The sequence below is a fragment of the Sphingomonas leidyi genome (assembly GCF_011761945.1).
Lineage (GTDB): Bacteria > Pseudomonadota > Alphaproteobacteria > Sphingomonadales > Sphingomonadaceae > Sphingomonas > Sphingomonas leidyi.
In genome coordinates this window covers 37,546-56,444 of sequence record NZ_JAASQV010000008.1, presented here as the reverse complement: position 1 = coordinate 56,444, position 18,899 = coordinate 37,546, and the positions used below count along the sequence as shown (strand labels likewise).

Sequence of the window (18,899 nt, the reverse complement as noted above, 5' to 3'; positions counted from 1 at the left end):
GCTGGAATCCGCCCTTCGCAGATGCGGGATCCGTGCCGCAACGCAACGAAACCGTTGCGAAATCGCCACAAATCCGTGGCTTGCGTCGAAGCATCACAAGACGGCTTGATCTTTCGATAACTCCTACTTTAGGTTCAGCCCAAACAAGAAACGCGCCAATATATGGTAGCGCTAACACGGGAGGGGACAGCGCGATGCGAAAGCACGATTCTATTCATCATGCGAGCAAGGCGGGCAGGTTCCGCACGGGGGCGCTGCGCGCCGGCGTTTCCGCCGCCGCGCTCGCCTGCCTGTCGGTCGCCGCGCCGGCCTGGGCGCAGGACACTGCCGCGGGCGATGCGCAGACCCCGGAAGACACGATCGTCGTCCAGGGCTATCGCCAATCGCTGCAGAGCGCGCAGACGCTCAAGAAGAATGCCGACGTGATCGTCGATTCGGTGACCGCCGAGGACATCGGCGCCCTGCCCGACCGTTCGGTGACCGAGACGCTGCAGCGCATTCCCGGCGTGTCGATCAACCGTTTCGCCGCCGGCGTCGATCCCGATCACTTCTCGGTCGAGGGCTCGGGCGTGGTGGTGCGCGGCCTCACCTATGTCCGCTCGGAGTTCAACGGGCGCGAGGCGTTCACCGCCAATAACGGCCGCTCGCTCAGCTTTGCCGACGTGCCCTCGGAAATGATGGGCGGCGTCGACGTGTTCAAGTCGCCCTCGGCCGACCGCATCGAGGGCGGCATCGCCGGCGTGGTCAACCTGCGCACCCGCAAGCCGTTCGACAACAAGAAGGGCCTGATGATCGCCGGTTCGCTCGAGGCGAATTACGGCGACTACAAGAAGGAATGGACGCCGACCGGCTCGCTGATGGTCAGCGACCGCTGGGAGACCGGCATCGGCGAGATCGGCATCCTCGGCAACTTCTCCTATTCGCAGCTGAAGAGCCAGTCGGACCGTTTCCAGGTCTCGAGCTTCCGCATCCGCAACCTCTATTCGGACGGCGACGTCATCAACAACGGCAATGGCGCGACGGTCCAGCGCCAGGTCTATTTCCCGCGCGGTGCGGTGATGGGCCGCCAGGAGTTCAACCGCGAGCGCTACGGCTATGCCGCGGCGCTCCAGTATCGCAGCAACGACGGCTCGATCGAGGCAGTCGCCCAGTTCCTGCGCTCCGACGCGCGCCAGGCCTGGACCGAGCGCACGATCGAGATCGCCACCGACAACGTGTCGTCCAACGGCGATTCCCGCCGCGTGCCGGGCACCACGCTCGACTTCGACAGCGACGGCATGTTCGTGAGCGGCACCATCACCGGCCCGACCGGCTGGCGCGGCGACCAGAATATCGGCGGTGGCAACAGCGGCCTGATCCCGCGCGTGCCGATGCTGGGCCTCCAGTCGAACAACCAGCGCCGCGACCACCAGGAGAAGCTCGTCACCGACGATTACGGCTTCAACCTGAAGTGGAACGCCAGCGAGCGGCTGGGCGTGGTCTTCGACTATCAGCATGTGAAGTCGAGCACCAACCTGCTCGACAACACGGTGTGGAACTCGACCTATCAGAATGCGTCGATCCGGCTGAACGGCTCGAACTTCCCGACCGTGGCCTTCCTGCCGCCTCAGGTCTGCAGCGGCCCGGCCGCCAACATGCAGGACGCGCAGGGCACCGACAATGACTGCCGCGCCGGCGGCAACCCCAACCAGTATACGCCGAACTATTTCGGCGCCGGCCACACCAGCTTCACCGATCCGTTCAACAACTTCCCGCGCGCGGCGATGGACCATATCGAGCAGAGCGAAGGCAATTCGGACGCCTTCCGCCTCGACCTCGACTATGCCATGCCCGAGGGCAGCTTCCTGAAGTCGATCCAGGGCGGCGTGCGCTATGCCGATCGCGACCAGGTCTCGCGCTTCTCGCGCTACAATTGGGGCGTGCTCTCCGAACAATGGGGCAATAACGGCCCCGTGTGGATGGACATGCCGGTGAACGGCAACAATGCCAGCCGCACCGACGGCCAGCCGTTCAACGCCAACTCGCCCTATTATTTCAACAACTTCTTCCGCGGCCAGGTGACCAATCCGCTCGGCGGCGACGGACGCCTCTATTATTCGGGCAACACCGTCAGCGATTACGACGCGATGGTGCGCTATGCCAATGCGATCGCGCGCGAATGGCAGGGCACGACCACGTGCGCCGCCGATGGGCGGACGGTCAATGCGGGCTGGAACGCGCTGGCCAATCGCTGCGGCGTGATCTCCGGCACGCCGTTCCTGCCCGACGAGATCAACCCGATCCGCGAGCGCAACTATGCCGCCTATCTGATGGCGCGCATCGACACGCATCTGGGCGGGCTGCACCTGACCGGCAATGTCGGCGTGCGCTACACCAAGACCAAGCGCTCGACGGACGGCTATATCTCGTTCAGCAACACCACGGCGCTGCCGACCGACACGACTTGCGCCACGCCGCCGCCGGCCGGGCAGACGGCTTCGCCCTTCTGCTCGTTCGACCAGACGACCCGCGACAAGGCACGCGCCTTCGTCAACGGCGCGCTGATCCCATCGCACGTCCAGTTCGACTATGACTATTGGCTGCCGAGCGTGAACTTCAAGCTCGAGGTGGGCGGCGGCCTACAGTTCCGCGCCGCCTATTTCAAGGGCGTGTCGCCGCCCCAGACCGGCTATATCCGCAACTATCTCCAGGCCAATCTGAGCGCGGTGCAGAATGTCGACTCCAGCGGCACGCTCATCCCGGGCAGCTTCCGCCTGCAAGGCGTCACCACCGCCGGCAATCCCTATCTGATGCCGGTGAAGGCCGACAATTTCGACCTGACGGCGGAATGGTATTTCTCGCGCGTCGGCTCACTGACCGTCTCGGCCTTCTACAAGGTGCTCGACGGCGTGGTGACCAACAACACCCGCCGCGTGGACCTGACCAACAACGGCCAGACCTATCCGGTAGTGATCACCACCCCGATCAACGCCACGCAGAAGGGCAAGATCAAGGGCGTCGAAGTCGGCTATCAGCAGACGTTCGACTTCCTGCCCGGGCCGCTGAAGGGCCTGGGCCTGCAGGCGAACTACACCTTCATCGACAGTTCGGGCGTGCCGCAGTCGACGCTTTCGGAAACCGATCCGGACGTCGCCGCCGGCCGCGTCACCACGGTCGACCTCTCGCTGCTGCCGCTGCAAGGCCTCTCGAAGCACCAGGTGAACATCACCCCGTTCTTCGACTATGGTCCGGTGTCGCTGCGGGCGAGCTATTCGTGGCGATCGGACTTCGTGCTGACGATCCGCGACGTGATCGTGCCGAACGACCCGATCATCAACAAGGCGACCGGCCAGCTCGACGCGTCGATCTTCTTCACCATCACGCCGCAGATCAAGATCGGCGTCCAGGGCTCGAACCTGACCAACGAGATCACCCGCACCACCGCAGTGATCACGAAGATCGGCAACCCGAAGGGATATGTGGAGGTGCCGCGCGGCTGGTACATGAACGACCGCCGCTTCGCCGCGATCGCGCGCTTCAACTTCTGACCCTGCGAAACACCCAGCCTGGCGCTGCCGGTTTCCAGCCGGCGGCGCCGATTTTTTCAGGCCGGGCGATAGGTCAGGAAGATGTTGGCGGTGAGCCGGCCATGGCGCGGATCGGCCGAGCCGGCGCCCGCGACCAGCCCCGAATGCAGCTGGCGGCTGCGATAGACGAGCAGCCGGTCGAACGCGGCGTCCACCGCGGCGATCCGTTCGAATTCCGCCGTGTCGCCCCGGATATAGCCCGGCGCCGGCACCGGCTCGGCGGCGCGCGCGGCCTCGTAGCGCGGCGCGCGCTCGGGAGTGATCGCTTCGAAACCGGTGGCGCGGTGGCGATAGAAGCCAGTGCCGCCCTGCTCCGGACCGCACAGATAGTGCAGGAAGGCGAATTGCAGCGGATCGGTGGTATCGATGTGCGGCGCGCGCTGCGACGGCAGGAGCGCGCCGGGCGCGAGCGTGACCAGCGAGAAATTGCATTCGGCCCGGCCCAGCCGGACCGCACCCAGCCCGAACGCATCGCGCACCGCCGGATCGAGCGCACGGACCACTGCCTCGACATAATCGAGCGGCGCGGGCGCGCGGATGCCGGGATAGCCGCCCTGCGGACCATGGACGGGCGCGAACCGGGTCTCGCGTGCGGCATAGTCGATCAGCGCCGCGGGCGTGCGCATCAGCCCGTCGAGGCAGAGCAGCGGCTCCCCTTCCCGCCCCAGACGCGAGAGCCGGGCGGCGGGGCGCGGGCTGAGCGAAAAATCGTGCGACGACACGGACATGCCGGGGACACGAACCACCCGGATATGACCAGCGCATTTCCAGGATAGCGAAAATGTCGGGGCGGGAGGAAACACGGATCCGCGAGGTCGAGGGGCCGCTGGACGCCCCCGGGCTGGCCGCGCTCGTCCGGGGCTATGCGCCCGTCGTGCTGCGCGGCGTGGCCAAGGATTGGCCGCTCGTGGCGGCCGGCCGGCAGTCGGACCAGGCCCTGTGCGACTATCTGCTCGGCTTCGATCGCGGCGCTACGGCGGAGGCATTCGTCGGCCCGCCGGCGATCCGGGGCCGCTTCTTCTATTCCGAGGACATGCGCGGTTTCAATTTCGAGCGGCGCAAGGGCCGCTTCGCCGACCTGCTACGCTATGTGCTGCAATTGCAGGGCCGCGACGATGCGCCGGCCGTCTATGCCGGCGCGGTGGAGACGGCCCGGGCGCTGCCGGGCCTTGCCGGTGCCAATGCCCTGCCCGCCCTGCTCGGCACGGGCGCCGAGCCACGAATCTGGATCGGCAACCGGACGAGCATCGCCACGCATTTCGACGCATCGGACAATATCGCCTGCGTCGCGGCCGGGCGGCGGCGCTTCACGCTGTTCCCGCCCGACCAGACGGCGAACCTCTATATCGGCCCGCTCGACCATAATGTGGCGGGGCAGCCCCTGAGCATGGTCGACATCGCCGCCCCCGACTTCGCGCGTTTTCCGCGCTTCCGCGACGCGCTGGCGGCGGCGCGGACGGCCGAGCTCGAACCGGGCGACGCGATCTACGTCCCTGCGCTCTGGTGGCACCAGGTGGAGGCGCTCGCGCCGTTCAACGTGCTGGTGAACTTCTGGTGGCCGGACTCGCCCGACCAGGACGCGCGGTTCGACGCGATGGTCTATGCGGTGCTGGCGCTCAGCCATTTGCCACCCGAGCGGCGCGCGGCCTGGTCCGAATATTTCGACACCTTCGTCTTCCGCGAACATGGCGATCCGGCCGCGCACCTGGCGCCCGAGCATCGCAGCGTGCTCGGCGAACCGACGCCGCAGCTGCGCCAGTACATCAAGCAATATCTCGCGCGGGGGCTGGCCAGGCCTTGAGGCCATGTCCCATTCCACAAACGCCGTCATCCCCGCCTTCGCGGGGATGACGAATATGAATGTCGGCGCCACGCCCCTCGAGGAAGACAGAGCGAATTACTTCCCCTGCCCCGGCGCATAGGGCGTGGTGATCGCCTTGTAATGATCGAGATCATGGGCCGGCGGCTTGTGCCCTTCCGGCAGCGGGCGCTTCGCGATCGACTGGAAATACGCCACCGAAGCGTCGCGCCACCAGATCGCCTCGTCCAGCTGGATCGCCAGGAAGTCGCGGACCTCGGCCCAGCGAGTCTCGTCGACCTTGCCGCGCAGCCCGGCCCAATCGGCCTGCATGCGGCGGACCTGGTCCACCCCGGCATCGTAGCGGACCACCAGTTCGTCCCACAGCGTGCGCCCGGACTTCATCCGATGGTCCCAGGGAAGATGGTGGAACCAGAGCAGCAGTTCGTCCGGCACCGTCGCCAGGCTGCCCCAGTTCCTCGCGACCTGCGGCGCATATTGGGAGAGCGCGTCGCTGCCCCTGGCGGTGCGGTCGAAACCGATGCCGTCGGGGCGGGCCTGCGCATAATAGACCGGGTTCCATTCGGGCCGCTTGAGGTCCGCGACCCAGGGCCCCGGGCCATAATGATGGCCGGTCGCCATCTGATGCGTGAGGCCGAGCGGCGTCATGTAATCGACCACCGCCTCGCGCGAGCCCATCATCATGCGGACGACCGTATCGGTCACCACGGGATCGCCGCCCCAGGTCATCCGTGCCCAATCGCGGGCGATCGCCTCGGCCTTCGCGTCCGGGTCCCAGGCGAAACGCCCGAAGGCGTACCAATTGGCCTGGTCGAATTGCGATCCCGACCAGTTGCGGTCGCTGCCGATATTGGCGACGCCCGCCATGCCGGTGGCCGCGCCGGCATCGACCGGCGTCTCGATCACCTTGGCCACGGTGGTGCCCCTGGCCGGGCGGAAGGTATCGGCCTCGAGCACCTCCTCCCACATCGTGCCGAGATAGGCGAGGTGCGTGGCGAAGCCGAGATATTCCTTGGTGATCTGGAATTCCATCATCAGCGGCGTCCTGGGCATGGCGCCGAACAGCGGATGGAAGGGCTCGCGCGGCTGGAAGTCGATCGCGCCGTTCTTGACCTGGACGAGGACATTGTCGCGGAACCTGCCGTCGAGCGGCTGGAATTCCGTATATGCCTGCTTGTGCCGGTCCTCGGCATTCTCGGCGGCATAGACGAAGGCCCGCCACATCAGGATGCCGCGATGCGGGGCGAGCGCATCCGCCAGCATATTCGCCCCTTCGGCATGGGTGCGATGATAATCGGCCGGGCCCGGCTGGCCCTCCGAATTGGCCTTGACCAGCAGGCCGCCGAAATCGGGGATGACGGCGTAGATCTCGTCGATCTTGGCCTTCCACCAGGCGCGCACCGCGGGGTCGAGCGGATCGGCCGTCGCGAGCCCGCCCAGCTCGATCGGCGCAGAGAAGCGCGCGGTGAGATAGACCTTGATGCCATAGGGCCGGAAGGCGTCGGCCAGCGCCTTCACCTTCTGCAGATAGTCGGGGCGCAGGATATCGGCATTGGCGTTGACGTTGGTCAGCACCGTGCCGTTGATGCCGATCGAGGCATTGGCCCGGGCATAGTCGGTGTAGCGCGGGTCCTTGAAGCGCGGCAGCTTCTGCCAGTCCCAGATCGACTGGCCGGCATAGCCGCGCTCGACATGGCGATCGAGATTGTCCCAATGGTTGAGGACGCGGACCTGGAGCTTGGGCGCGTCGGCGATGTCGAGCTTGTCGATCGGCTGGCCGGCCTGGAGCAGCTTCAGGAAACGGAACACGCCGTAGAGCGCGCCGATATCGCGGTTGCCGGCGATGATGGTCACGCGCTTGCCCTGCACCGTGGCGCTGCGGAGGAGATAGCCCTCCCCGCCCAGCTTCGCGAACGGCAAGTCGAGCCCTTGCACCAACGGCGAGCCGGCGCGGACGACCAGCACCGCGCCGTCCCGAAGCTCGGCACCCTGCTGCGTCAGGTCCCCGCCGAACATCCCCCGATAGCCCCGCTGGAGCTCGTCGACGGCAGCGCGGATCGTCGGGCTGTCGCCGGGCGCGACGATGCCGGCGATCTGCGGTTCATACCGCGCCTTCGCGACGGATTCGAGCGGCCGATAGCGCAGCCAGAGATCATATCCGTCTTCGGCATAGCCTTGATTCGCAAGGCCGAAACACAAAAACGCAGACAAAATAGCCAGCAATTTCCGAAGCATCGCTCTTCCTACCAGTGCGCGGTCATACGCCGCCGTTGACAAGCTTGTAACAGGGCAACAATGGTAGCGCTACCAAGCATGAAGGCGCGCGACGGACGATGCGCCGGACAGGAAGGGGAAGCAGGGCACGTCATGGCCGAGATCATATCCGCGCGCGTGATCGTCACTTGCCCCGACCGCAATTTCGTGACGCTCAAGATCGAAACGGCGGACGGCACCACCGGCATCGGCGACGCGACGCTCAACGGGCGCGAGCTGGCGGTGGTCAGCTATCTGCAGGATCACGTCATCCCCTGCCTGATCGGGCGCGACGCGCACCGGATCGAGGATATCTGGCAGTATCTCTACAAGGGCGCCTATTGGCGGCGCGGCCCGGTGACGATGTGCGCGATCGCCGCGGTGGACGTGGCGTTGTGGGACATCAAGGCCAAGGTGGCGGGCCTGCCCCTCTACCAGCTGCTCGGCGGGGCGAGCCGCGAGGGCTGCATGGTCTATGGCCATGCCAATGGCGCGACGATCGAGGAGACGATCGCGGAGGCCGTGCGGCATGTGGAGCAGGGCTACAGGGCAGTGCGCCTGCAGGCGGGCGTGCCGGGGCTGAAATCGACCTATGGCGTCGCCAAGCCGGGCCAGCGCTACGAGCCGGCGGACGGCGCGCTGCCGACCGAGAGCCTGTGGTCGACGGAGAAATATCTCCGCTCGGTCGCGCCCCTGTTCGAAAGGGCGCGCGAAGTGCTGGGCTGGGACGTGCACCTGCTCCACGACGTCCACCACCGGCTGACTCCGATCGAGGCGGCGCGGCTGGGCGTGGAGCTGGAGCCCTACCGCCTGTTCTGGCTGGAAGACCCGACGCCCGCGGAGAACCAGGCCGGCTTCCGCCTGATCCGCGAGAAGACCACCACCCCGCTGGCGGTGGGCGAGATCTTCAACACGATCTGGGACTGCAAGCAGTTGATCGAGGAGCAGCTGATCGACCATGTCCGCGCGACGATCGTCCATGCGGGCGGAATCACCCATATGCGGCGCATCGCATCGTTCGCCGACCTCCATCAGGTGCGCACCGGCTGCCACGGCGCGACCGACCTGTCGCCGGTGTGCATGGCGGCAGCGCTGCATTTCGGCCTGTCGGTGCCCAATTTCGGTATCCAGGAACTGATGCCGCACACGGCGAAGACCGATGCGGTCTTCCCCCATGCGTACAGCTTCAAGGACGGGATGATGCATCCGGGCGAGGCGCCCGGGCTGGGCGTGGAGATCGACGAGGAACTGGCGGCGAAATACGAATATCGGCGCGCCTATCTCCCCGTCGCTCGGCTCGAGGACGGAACGCTGTTCAACTGGTGAGCGGGAGAGGCTTGCGATGATCGAACTGACACGCCGTGGATTGCTGGGCACGGGCGCCGCGCTGGCCCTGCCCTTCCCCGCGATCGCGCAGGCGGCCGAGGGGCTGAACGCCGTCGCCAAGGCCAAGGGCATGCGTTTCGGTTCCTGTGTCGCCTGGGGCCCGCCGGGCGCGGATCGCGGTTCCTTCGCCAATCCGGGATATGCCGCGCTGCTGAAGCGCGATTGCGGCGTGCTGGTGCCCGAGAACGAGTTCAAATGGCAGGCGATCCGGCCGGATGCCAAGACCTTCAACCTCGACCATTTCTCCGACATGCTCGACTATGCCGAGGCGAGCGGCATGGCGATGCGCGGCCACACGCTGTTGTGGCACAAGACGCAATATTTCCCGAAATGGCTGAACGACCATGATTTCGGCGCCAGCCCCGCAAAGGAAGCCGAGCGCATCCTGGGCACGCATATCCGCACCCTATGCAAGCTCTATGCGAGCCGCATCGTCAGCTTCGACGTGGTCAACGAGACGGTTGAGGAAGGCACGGGTGCGCTGCGCACCTCGTCGCTCTCCAGGGCATTTGGCGGGACCGAGGCGATGCTCGACTTCGCCTATCACACCGCGCGCGAACATGCGCCGGGAGTGGAGCTGGTCTATAACGACTATATGAGCTGGGAGCCCGGCAATGAAGGGCACCGCACCGGCGTGCTCAAGCTGCTCGAGGGGTTCCGCAAGCGCGGCATCCCCTGCGACACGCTGGGGGTCCAATCGCATATCGGGCTGACCGGCGACGGCACGGTGGGGGCGCTGGTGCACCGGCAGGAAGGGCCCTGGCGCGGCTTCCTCGATAGCGCGGTGCAGATGGGCTACAAGCTGGCCATCACCGAATTCGACGTGAACGACAAGGCGCTGCCGACCGATGCGAAGGTGCGCGACGGGATCGTCGCCAATTATGCCGCGGCCTATCTCGAGATCCTGTTCTCCTATCCCCAGCTCAGGGACGTGCTGGCCTGGGGCATGTGCGACCGCTTCACCTGGCTCAACGGCTTCACGCCGCGCAAGGACGGGACGCGGCAGCGCGCGACGCCCTATGATGCGGAATATCGGCCCAAGGCACTCTATGGCGTGATCCGCGACGCCTTTGCGGGCGCCGCGGCACGATAGATTAGGTCGATCTTGTCCAAGATCGTTCAGGAAACTCATGCTAGGGGCTGATTCGAAGGATCCGGAACGAGGGGTGGAACGATGGCGGCGGTGGCCGCGAGCCAGGAACCAAGCTTCGAGGCGCTGCTGGCCGGCGATCTCGACCCGGACCAGTTGCACGCCCTTGCCGACCGTATCGCCGCGCGCCACGCCGCATCGCCCAAGGGCGACGGCGCCGCCTTTCGGAAAGCGCTCGCGCTCGCTGCCGCCAGCGATGCCCAGCGCGCCGAGCTTGCCCGCCATCAGGATTCGATCGCCCGCCGCATCGCCGCCGGCCGGGTGCGCGCGGTGATGGGCGAGCCGGCGGACCTGCTCCACGATTTCGCCGGGCCCGTGCTGGAAGTGATGCGCGGCGGCATGGCGGGCGAGGCGAACACGCTGGCCAACCGCTATCTCGACGTCGCGCCGCAGGGCGCCGCCGGCTGGTCGCTGCTCCCGCTCTATCTTTCGCTGCGCGCAAGCGCGGACGGCGACGCCGAACTGGCCGACAGCCTGCTTGCGCCCGCCAGGCCGCGGCTGGTGGTGATCGGCGGGCTTTCGGGCACCGGCAAGTCGACGCTGGCGCGGCTGCTCGGCAGCCGGATCGGCCGCCTCCCCGGCGCCCGCGTGCTGCGCTCCGACGTGTTCCGCAAGCGACTGGCCGGCGTGGGCCCGGAAACCAGGCTGCCGCCCAGGCATTACACGCGTCACAATGACGACGAGACGTATGAAGCCCTGTTCGAATCCGCCGACGATCACCTCGCCTGCGGCAACAGCGTGATCCTCGACGCGGTGTTCATGAGCCGCAGCGAACGCGACGTGGCCGAGGCGCTGGCCGATCGCTATCGGGCGGCGTTTACCGGCATCTGGCTGGAAGCGCCCGAACGCGACCGGATCGCCCGGGTGAACGCACGCACGAACGACGCCTCGGACGCGACGGAGGCAGTGGTGCGCGAGCAGTCGCGCCGCTCGGTCGGCGAGATCCATTGGCACCGCATCCGCGTGAACCGCCCGCAGGAGCTGATCGTCGCCGCCGCGCGCGCCGCACTGGACCGGACGCGCTGATGACGATCGCGACGTTGACGCTCAACCCGGCGCTCGACGTAACCACCTGCACCGAGAAGGTGCGCCCGGGGCACAAGCTCCGATGCACCGCGCCGCGCTTCGATCCGGGCGGCGGCGGGATCAACGTGGCGCGCGTGGTGACGCATCTCGGCGGCCGGGCGATGGCGGTATTCCCCAGCGGCGGCCCCACCGGCGCGACGATCGTCTCGCTGCTGGAGGATCAACAGGTGCCGATCCTGCCGGTGCCGATCGCGGGCACGACCCGCCAGAGCTTCACCGTCGACGAAGGTCGGCCGGGCGACCAGTATCGCTTCGTGCTGCCGGGCCCCGAACTCGGCGCGGACGAACAGGCCAGGCTGCTCGACGCGCTGTTCGGCGTGGCGGACGCGGATCACATCGTGGTGAGCGGCAGCCTGCCGCCGGGCTGCGACCCGGCGATCCTGAAGCGCATCGCCGAACGCTGCCACCGGGCGGGCGTGAAGCTGGCTATCGACACTTCGGGGCCGGCGCTGGCTGCGTGCGAAGGCGCCCGCGCATGGCTGATCAAGCCGAGCCTGCGCGAGGCGGCGGACCTGCTCGGGCGCGAAATCACCGGCGAGGCGGACGAGATGGCGGCGGCGCATGCGCTGCACGATCGCGGCTTTGCCGAACTGGTGGTGATCTCGCTCGCCGAACGCGGGGCGCTCCTCGTTGGCGAGAACGCGGAATTGCGCCTGCCGGCTATCCCCGTGGAAGCCAAGGGCACGGTGGGCGCCGGGGATTCGATGGTGGCGGCCATCATCCTCGCCTCGGTCGAGGGCAAGGGGATCGAGGAGGCCTTGCGCTACGGCATCGCCGCTGGCGCGGCGACGCTGATGACCCCCGCGACCGAGCTGGCCCGCAAGGAAGACGTGGAACGGCTCTATGCCGGGACGGTTTCCTGAGCCGCATCGGCGCGGCAGAACAGGCTGTGCATCGCTTCCAGCATGTGCCGCGCCTCGTCGCTGGCCAGCGAATAGAAGATCATCTGGCCGTCGCGACGCGCGGCGACCATCCCCTCGCGACGCAGGAGCGCGAGCTGCTGCGACACGGCGGTGTCGCGCGCACCGGTGAGGCGCGCGAGTTCGCCCACCGACTTCTCGCCATCGAGAAGGTGGCACAGCAACAGAAAACGGCTTCGACCCGACAGCGCCTTCAGGAACGACGAGGCGCGATCGACCACGGCGATCATTTCGTTCTTCACGGGGCGAACAGCTAGGGCGCCGCAACGCCGGTTGCAACCGCTATCTCGCGGGAAAGACAAAGGAATTCCATTCGAGTATGAAGGTATCCCAGGCTGGAAGAACATAGACCGGGCTCCCATATCCCTGCGGTGTCCGCTTTGTTTCCCGCGCTTTTCGAAGAGTCCCTGCCCCGCGGCATCGAACAGGCGAAGAATATCCTCGGCCCGCGCGAAGAAGCCGATCTGATTCGGTTTGTCGACGCAGCCGGGCTGGCGCCGTTCCGCTTTCGGCAATGGCAGGGCAGGCGGCTGACGCGCAGTTTCGGCTGGCGCTACGACTTCACCGATTCGAGCTTTGCCGAAACGGAAGCGATCCCCGACTGGCTGCTGCCGCTGCGCGCCCGCGCCGCCGCACTGGCCGGGCTGGAGGCGGATGCCCTCGTCCAGGCGCTGGCCATCCGCTATGATCCGGGCGCCCGCATCGGCTGGCACCGCGACCGGCCGGTGTTCGAAAATGTCGTCGGCGTTTCGCTCGGCGCGCCCGCGGTGCTGCGGCTGCGCCGGCGGCGAGCGGACGGGAAGTTCGATCGGGCCGAACTGCCGCTGGCGCAGCGCGGCGCCTATCATCTCTGCGGCGAGGCGCGACATCTCTGGGAACACAGCATCGCGCCGATGGACGCGCCGCGCTGGTCGATAACGTTCCGGAGCCTGGCCGAGCAGCGCCGCTGAAAGGGAGGGGAGCCGGGCCGGAAGCGCAATTCCCTCTCTCGTCATTCCCGCCTGCGCGGGAATGACGAAGGAAGATCAGATACTTGCCTGGGCTCTCGACCTAGAGCGCTCCGAAATCGATCGGCCCATCCTTGTCGAGCATCTTCGACTGATCGGCGAGCGGATATTTCAGCCCCGTCGCGCAGTTGAACAGCACCACCTTCTCCTCCGGCGAGACCAGCCCCTCGGCCAGCGCCTTGCGCCATGCCGCCAGCGTCGCGCCGCCTTCCGGGCAGAGCAGCAGCCCATCCTGGCGCGCGGCATCGTCGACTGCCCGGGCGATGCTCTCGTCGCTCACCGCCATCGCCACGCCGCCGCTTTCCCGGACGGCGTCGAGGATCAGGAAATCGCCCACCGCCTGCGGCACGCGAATGCCCATCGCGATGGTGTGCGCATCCTCCCACCGGGTCGCATGGCGCTCGCCCGCCTCGAAGGCGCGGACCATCGGCGCGCAGCCTTCGGCCTGCACCGCGATCATCCGCGGGCGCTTCGCGCCGATCCAGCCCAGCGCCTCCATTTCGGCAAAGGCCTTCCACATGCCGATCAGGCCGGTGCCGCCGCCCGTGGGATAGAAGATCGCGTCGGGCAGCTCCCAGTCGAGCTGCTCGGCCAGCTCGAGGCCCATCGTCTTCTTGCCTTCGATGCGATAGGGCTCCTTGAGCGTGGAGAGATCGAACCACCCCCGCTCCTTCGCCCCCCGGCCCACCAGCTTGCCGCAATCGTCGATCAGCCCGTTGACGCGGTAGACGCGCGCGCCCTGCGCGGCGATCTCGCGCACGTTCACCTCGGGCGTGTCCGCCGGGCAGAAGATCACCGACTCGATGCCCACCCGGCTGGCATAGGCCGCCGCCGCCGCACCGGCATTGCCGTTGGTCGGCATCGCGATGGTGGAGACGCCCAGTTCCTTCGCCATGGCGATCGCCATGACGAGCCCGCGCGCCTTGAACGAGCCGGTGGGCAGGCGCCCCTCGTCCTTGACCCAGAGATGCGCCGCACCGGCCTCGCGCGCCAGCCGGTCGAGCGGGAGGATCGGCGTGGCGATCTCGCCCAGGCTGACCAGATTCTCCGTCCGGCGGACGGGAAGCAGCTCGCGATACTTCCACAGGCCGGCGGGGCGGCCGGCGAGCGCTTCCCTCGGCAGCGCGGCCTGCACGCCCGCGAGATCGTAGCGCACCAGCAGCGGCCGGCCGGCGCGGGAAAGGCCGTGCAACTGGTCCGCCTCGTAGCGCTCGCCGGTCATCGAGCATTCGAGATGGGTGACGAAGGTGGGACGGTCGGTCGTCAGATTGGCGTCGTGGCGCAAGATGCTACTCCGGATGGGCGAGCGATTCCTCCGTCGGCGTATAGGCCGATCGTTTCCCCGGCACATCCGGAACATCGGTGGCGAAATAGGCGACGCCGGTGCCGGCGGCGCGATCGATCCACAGGCCCGATTTGAGGCCATAGGCATCCCCCGAATGGCCGAGGCGCCGGCGGCCGTCGCCGAACGGATCGTCGCGGCATCCCGGCGCGCCGGTGGCAGTGAACATCACCGCGAGGCCGTAGCCGCAGGTGGCGCCGGCGCTGGGCACCGCGACCGAGATGTCGCCGCCGACATCGCCGTTATGGCCGTCCCAGGTCCAGAGCGGCGTCTCCAGGATGCGGACCGACGCGGGGCGCAGGATGCGCGCGCCGTCGAGCCTGCCCTCGCCGAGGAACATGCGGCCGATCCGCGCCAGTCCCCGCGCCGAGATGCGCAACCCGCCCTGGGGCGAGAAGATCGCGCCATTGATGCCCGGGCGCCAGGCGGCCAGGCTGCAGCCGCCGTCCCGCGCCGGGGTAACCGGACATGCCGGCGCCGCGCCGTGATTGTCGTCCTTGGCGGCGACGCGCCCGCGATACTGGACGACGGCGCGGGCGGCGATCCCCGGCTTGCAGCTCGCCCAGTTGTAGCAGGCATCGAGCTTCATCGGCGCCAGGACCAGACGATCCATCAGCCGGTCGAACCGCTCGCCGGTGGCGCGCTCCATCACGGCGGCGATCACCGGGAAGTTGAAGTTGGTATAGGCCCACCAGCTGCCGGGGGCATGGCCGGCGTCCCAGGCCTTCGGATCCGCCAGCACCGCGCGCATGTCCGCATCGAGAGGCAGGACATAGTCGACCCGATCGGTGAGGCTGGAGCGATGCGAGAGCAGCAGGCGCAAGCTGATCGGCGCATCGGGAAAGGCCGGATTGCGCAGCCTCCAGCCGAGCCAGCGCGAGACATCGGCATCGAGATCGAGCCTGCCCTGCTCGACCAGCCGCATCACGCCGATCGCGACGACCAGCTTGGAGATGGAAGCGATCCGCACGGGATCGTCGGCAGTGACGGGCCTGGATGCGGAAATGTCGGCCAGCCCTTTCGCGCTGACCGACATTTCTCCCCTCGCATTGAACGTTATCCGGACCGCGGCGACCGGATCCGATGCCGCGGCCAGCAGAAGCGCCGCGGCGATCATGCCGGCCCCATCGCCAGGGATGGAGCCGGCATGCCGATTACTTCAGGCTGATGCGGATGCCGGCGCGGAACTGGCGGCCGAGCATATCCGAATAGGTGGTGTTCGCCGCCATGCCGGTCTCCGGCACCAGCAGCGGCCAGCGGTTGAACAGGTTGGTGACGTTGACGAAGAACTGCGCCTGGTTCCCGCCGAAGGGCACGGTCTGCGTCAGGTTGAGATCGACGTAGAACAGGCCCGAGACGCGGTTGTTGTCATAGGTCGGGAAATTGGTGGTCGAAACCGGGCAGCCGCTGGTGCACTCGATACCGTTGGCGACATATTTGCCCGCGCTGACGCCGCGGCCGGTGACGGTGGCCGAGAAGGTCTGGGTCTCATAGGTCGCGCTGCCGCGGAAGATCCAGGTCGGCGTGCTGGCCTGGCCACCGTTCGCGCCGACGGTGTTCACCGCCACGCTCCCGGCGATGCCGGTATCGGAGAGGTTCTCGATATAGCGCGTCGCCACGCCCTTCAGCGTGAAGGTGCTCGCGGCGCCCAGCGGGATCCGGTAGGCCGCGTCGAAATCGATGCCGCGCACCAGCTTGCGCACGAAGTTGAACGGCTGGGTGCGGATCAGCAGATACGGCGCACCCGGCAGCGAGCGGACCGGATCGTTGGTGATGGCCGCGCAATAGATGGCATTGCCGTCGGAGCAGCGATTGACGGTTTCCTGCGCGGAGATCGAGTCGATCGCACCCGCCAGATCGATGCGGAAATAATCGACCGATGCGGTGAAGCCCGGCAGGAGGCGCGGCGACATCACCGCGCCGATGTTCCACGAATTGGCGACTTCCGGAAGCAGGTTCGGATTGCCCGTGGTCAGGCCCGAATAGCCCCAGGTCGCCGGGCCGTTCAGGCCGTCCGAAGTGTATTTCGGATTGCGCACCGAATCGCTGTTGGCGGTGCCGGCCTGATACAGCTCGTTCAGGTTGGGCGCACGGATGTCGCGCGAACGCGTCACGCGGAAGCGGATGTCCGGGATCGGCGCCCAGGTCGCGCCCAGCTTCCAGGTGGTGACATAGCCCGAGTTGGAATAGTCGGTCGCCCGGACCGCACCGTTGAACTCGAGGCCGAAGCCCAGCGGGATCACCGTCTCGAGATAGGCTTCCTTGACGCTATACTCGCCGGTGAAGGGCAGATAGTTGCCGACCGACCATGCGTTGGTCGTGCCGGTGGTGGTCACGATCGGCTGGTATTCCTTCGGCACGGTGCCGCGGATCTTCTCCTTGCGGACCTCGCCGCCGACGGAGACGCTGACGTCGCCCGCCCAGGTGGCGAACGGCGTGACCGACCAGTTGGTGCCCGCGACGAACTGCTCCATCACCTGATCGCGATACGGGTTGCCGAGCACATAGTTGATCGCATCCTGGCTGGCGACGCCCACGCCCATGCGGTTCAGCGGCACGCAGTTCGGATCGTCGTTGGTCGAGATGGCATCGACGTTGATCAGGCACTGGATCGAACCGACCGTATAGCCGCGCGCATTGCCCGCCGGCGCGAAGGCGGCGTTGGTGGCATTGGCCATGCGGGTCAGGTTCATGATGTTGCGGAGCTGCTCGCGCAGCTCGGAACGGCCATATTGGGCATAGACGTCCCAGTGCGCGGGCCTGCCGAACGCTTCGAAACTGCCCTCGGCGCCGACGACGTAGCGCTGTACCTTGCGCTCGTTGGCGATCGCGCGGAACGGCAGGTCGGCGGCGGTGGTCGCCAGCGTGATGCCGGTGACGCCGGCAAGGCGCGCCGCGCCGAGCGACTGCAGCGCGAAGGCGTTGCAGGTCACGGGGACGGGAACGGTGGTGCAGCCGGTGGTGTTGATCGCGATGCCGGTCGACAGGTTCGGGCCCGCGTTGAAGAACACCTTCTGCCGGTTGTACGACCCTTCGGCGAAGAGTTCGACGCCGTCCGCCACCTCATAGCTCAGCCGCCCGAAGACACCCCAGCGATCATCCTTCGGCATCAGGCCGATGCGCGTGCCGGAATCGTTGACCTGCCAGGACCCGCCCTGGACGAGGCTGGGCGCCGAAGACCCGGACGCCCGCGTGAACGCCGGATAGGTGAAGCTGCCATAGTCGAAGGTGTTCACCGCCCCGCCATAGCCGAAATACAGGCCGCGCAGGGCGTTCGCGCTGCCGCCGGCCGAGCCGGTGATGAGGCCGCCGGGCGTCGAGTTCGCCGCGCCGATCTGGCGCCGGGTGGTGATGAACTGCGGCGTGGTGCTGGCGCTCGTCCAGTTGGGATCCTGGATGCGTACATAGCCCGTATGATTCCACTCGCGGTCGTCGCCGACCTCGAAGATGCCGTCCTGGTGCGCGATATTGGCGCTGAGCAGGATGTGGCCGCGGCCGCCGGCGAACGACTTTCCGCCCGCGATGCTGGCCGAATAATTGCCGCCGTCGCCATAGGTGGTGATGCCCGAATCCGCCTCGATCTTCAGGCCCTCGAGCTTCTTGTTGAGGATGAAGTTCACCACGCCCGAGACGGCGTCCGAGCCATAGGCCGACGAAGCGCCGCCGGTGACGACCTCGACGCGATCGACCAGCGCCTGCGGGATCGTGTTGATGTCGACCCAGCCATAGATGGTCGAGCCGACCGAGCGGCGGCCGTCGAGCAGGACGAGCACGCGGCCCTCGCCCAGGTTGCGCATGTTGAGCGCATTGATGCCCGCCGAGCCGTTGGACAGGTTGAGGCGCGAATTGGCCGGCTTGGTCGAGCCGGCGAGCTGCGGCATCTGGTTGACGAAGTCGGCGATGTTGTTCGTCGGCGACGTGTTCTGGATGTCCTGCTGCGTCAGCACGGTGAGCGGCGTCGGGGCCTGGAAGCCGTCGCGGCGGATGCGCGTGCCGGTGACGAGGATCTCGCCTTCCTCGGCGGGCGCCGCCTGGGCGGCCGCCTGCGGCGTCTGCGGATCGCTGGCCTGCGCCCAGGCCGGCAGCGCGATCGCCATGGCCGCGAAAGCCGTGCTGCTGGCCAGAGCCTTCCTAAACGCCGTTGCTTCGATCATTTCCTAAAACCCCCTGAAGCCCGCAATATCCCGCGCGGTGAAAGGGCATTAGGTACCAAGAATGTTGCGGCGCGCCATAGTTTCTGTTCCCCGCGCCATAACCCCGGGGCATCAAATGTGACAATTGCCTGCGAAAACGTGACAGGACTGCAACACAAGCCTGCCAGACTGGCCATTGACTGCGTGCCCGCCCCGGCCGAGCGTTAGGGAAACCAG

The 18,899-nt window shown here is 67.3% G+C and carries 13 protein-coding genes; 7 read left to right on the top strand and 6 right to left on the bottom strand.

Features of this window, described 5'->3' with window-relative positions:
* The first annotated feature begins 194 nt into the window (after positions 1–194).
* Entirely contained in the window at positions 195–3,527 is a 3,333-nt protein-coding gene (locus FHR20_RS22370; RefSeq protein ID WP_167301641.1) for a TonB-dependent receptor, read from the top strand.
* A 56-nt stretch (positions 3,528–3,583) separates the two neighbouring features.
* On the opposite strand, the gene FHR20_RS22365 is transcribed toward FHR20_RS22370, so the two are convergent.
* Positions 3,584–4,288 (bottom strand): DUF6445 family protein, encoded by a 705-nt coding sequence (locus FHR20_RS22365; RefSeq protein ID WP_167301640.1) that lies wholly within the window; start codon positions 4,286–4,288, stop codon positions 3,584–3,586.
* Positions 4,289–4,347: 59 nt separating this feature from the next.
* Here FHR20_RS22365 and FHR20_RS22360 point away from each other — a divergent pair, with 59 nt between their 5' ends.
* Complete coding sequence (locus FHR20_RS22360) at positions 4,348–5,367, top strand: cupin-like domain-containing protein (protein WP_167301639.1); 1,020 nt, start codon at positions 4,348–4,350, stop codon at positions 5,365–5,367.
* A gap of 96 nt (positions 5,368–5,463) precedes the next feature.
* Here FHR20_RS22360 and FHR20_RS22355 read toward each other — a convergent pair whose 3' ends face one another.
* Positions 5,464–7,620 (bottom strand): alpha-glucuronidase family glycosyl hydrolase, encoded by a 2,157-nt coding sequence (locus tag FHR20_RS22355; RefSeq protein ID WP_167301638.1) that lies wholly within the window; start codon positions 7,618–7,620, stop codon positions 5,464–5,466.
* A gap of 132 nt (positions 7,621–7,752) precedes the next feature.
* Between FHR20_RS22355 and manD the strand changes: the two genes are divergently transcribed.
* The 4 genes from manD (at position 7,753) to FHR20_RS22335 (ending at position 12,123) form a co-directional block, all read left to right on the top strand.
* Entirely contained in the window at positions 7,753–8,964 is a 1,212-nt protein-coding gene (gene manD, locus FHR20_RS22350; protein ID WP_167301637.1) for a D-mannonate dehydratase ManD, read from the top strand.
* 16 nt (positions 8,965–8,980) lie between these two features.
* The gene (locus FHR20_RS22345) at positions 8,981–10,117 is read left to right on the top strand and encodes an endo-1,4-beta-xylanase (RefSeq protein WP_167301636.1); all 1,137 of its coding nucleotides are present in this window, start codon (positions 8,981–8,983) and stop codon (positions 10,115–10,117) included.
* Between the two features lie 81 nt (positions 10,118–10,198).
* Entirely contained in the window at positions 10,199–11,200 is a 1,002-nt protein-coding gene (locus FHR20_RS22340; RefSeq protein WP_167301635.1) for a P-loop nucleotide/nucleoside kinase family protein, read from the top strand.
* Positions 11,200–12,123 carry a 1-phosphofructokinase family hexose kinase gene (locus FHR20_RS22335; RefSeq protein ID WP_167301634.1) on the top strand — a complete coding sequence of 308 codons (924 nt, stop codon included), beginning with the start codon at positions 11,200–11,202 and terminating at the stop codon, positions 12,121–12,123. The genes FHR20_RS22340 and FHR20_RS22335 overlap by 1 nt, the downstream gene beginning before the upstream one ends.
* On the opposite strand, the gene FHR20_RS22330 is transcribed toward FHR20_RS22335, so the two are convergent.
* Positions 12,102–12,410, bottom strand: a complete 309-nt coding sequence (locus FHR20_RS22330) for an ArsR/SmtB family transcription factor (protein WP_086128371.1) — start codon at positions 12,408–12,410, stop codon at positions 12,102–12,104. The two genes, FHR20_RS22335 and FHR20_RS22330, sit on opposite strands and share 22 nt — an antisense overlap.
* A 141-nt stretch (positions 12,411–12,551) precedes the next feature.
* Here FHR20_RS22330 and FHR20_RS22325 point away from each other — a divergent pair, with 141 nt between their 5' ends.
* Positions 12,552–13,130: an alpha-ketoglutarate-dependent dioxygenase AlkB gene (locus tag FHR20_RS22325; RefSeq protein ID WP_341786500.1), complete on the top strand. Its 579-nt coding sequence runs from the start codon at positions 12,552–12,554 to the stop codon at positions 13,128–13,130.
* Positions 13,131–13,230: 100 nt separating this feature from the next.
* Here the strand turns inward: FHR20_RS22325 and FHR20_RS22320 are convergent, their stop codons facing one another.
* From FHR20_RS22320 to FHR20_RS22310, 3 genes are read right to left on the bottom strand one after another with little or no spacing between them, the layout of a single operon-like run.
* Positions 13,231–14,472, bottom strand: a complete 1,242-nt coding sequence (locus FHR20_RS22320) for a threonine synthase (protein WP_167301633.1) — start codon at positions 14,470–14,472, stop codon at positions 13,231–13,233.
* A 4-nt stretch (positions 14,473–14,476) separates the two neighbouring features.
* On the bottom strand, positions 14,477–15,646 hold the full coding sequence (locus FHR20_RS22315; protein WP_167301632.1) for a serine hydrolase domain-containing protein: 1,170 nt from the start codon (positions 15,644–15,646) through the stop codon (positions 14,477–14,479).
* Positions 15,647–15,683: 37 nt separating this feature from the next.
* Positions 15,684–18,683 carry a TonB-dependent receptor plug domain-containing protein gene (locus FHR20_RS22310; protein WP_167301631.1) on the bottom strand — a complete coding sequence of 1,000 codons (3,000 nt, stop codon included), beginning with the start codon at positions 18,681–18,683 and terminating at the stop codon, positions 15,684–15,686.
* Between the last annotated feature and the right edge of the window lie 216 nt (positions 18,684–18,899).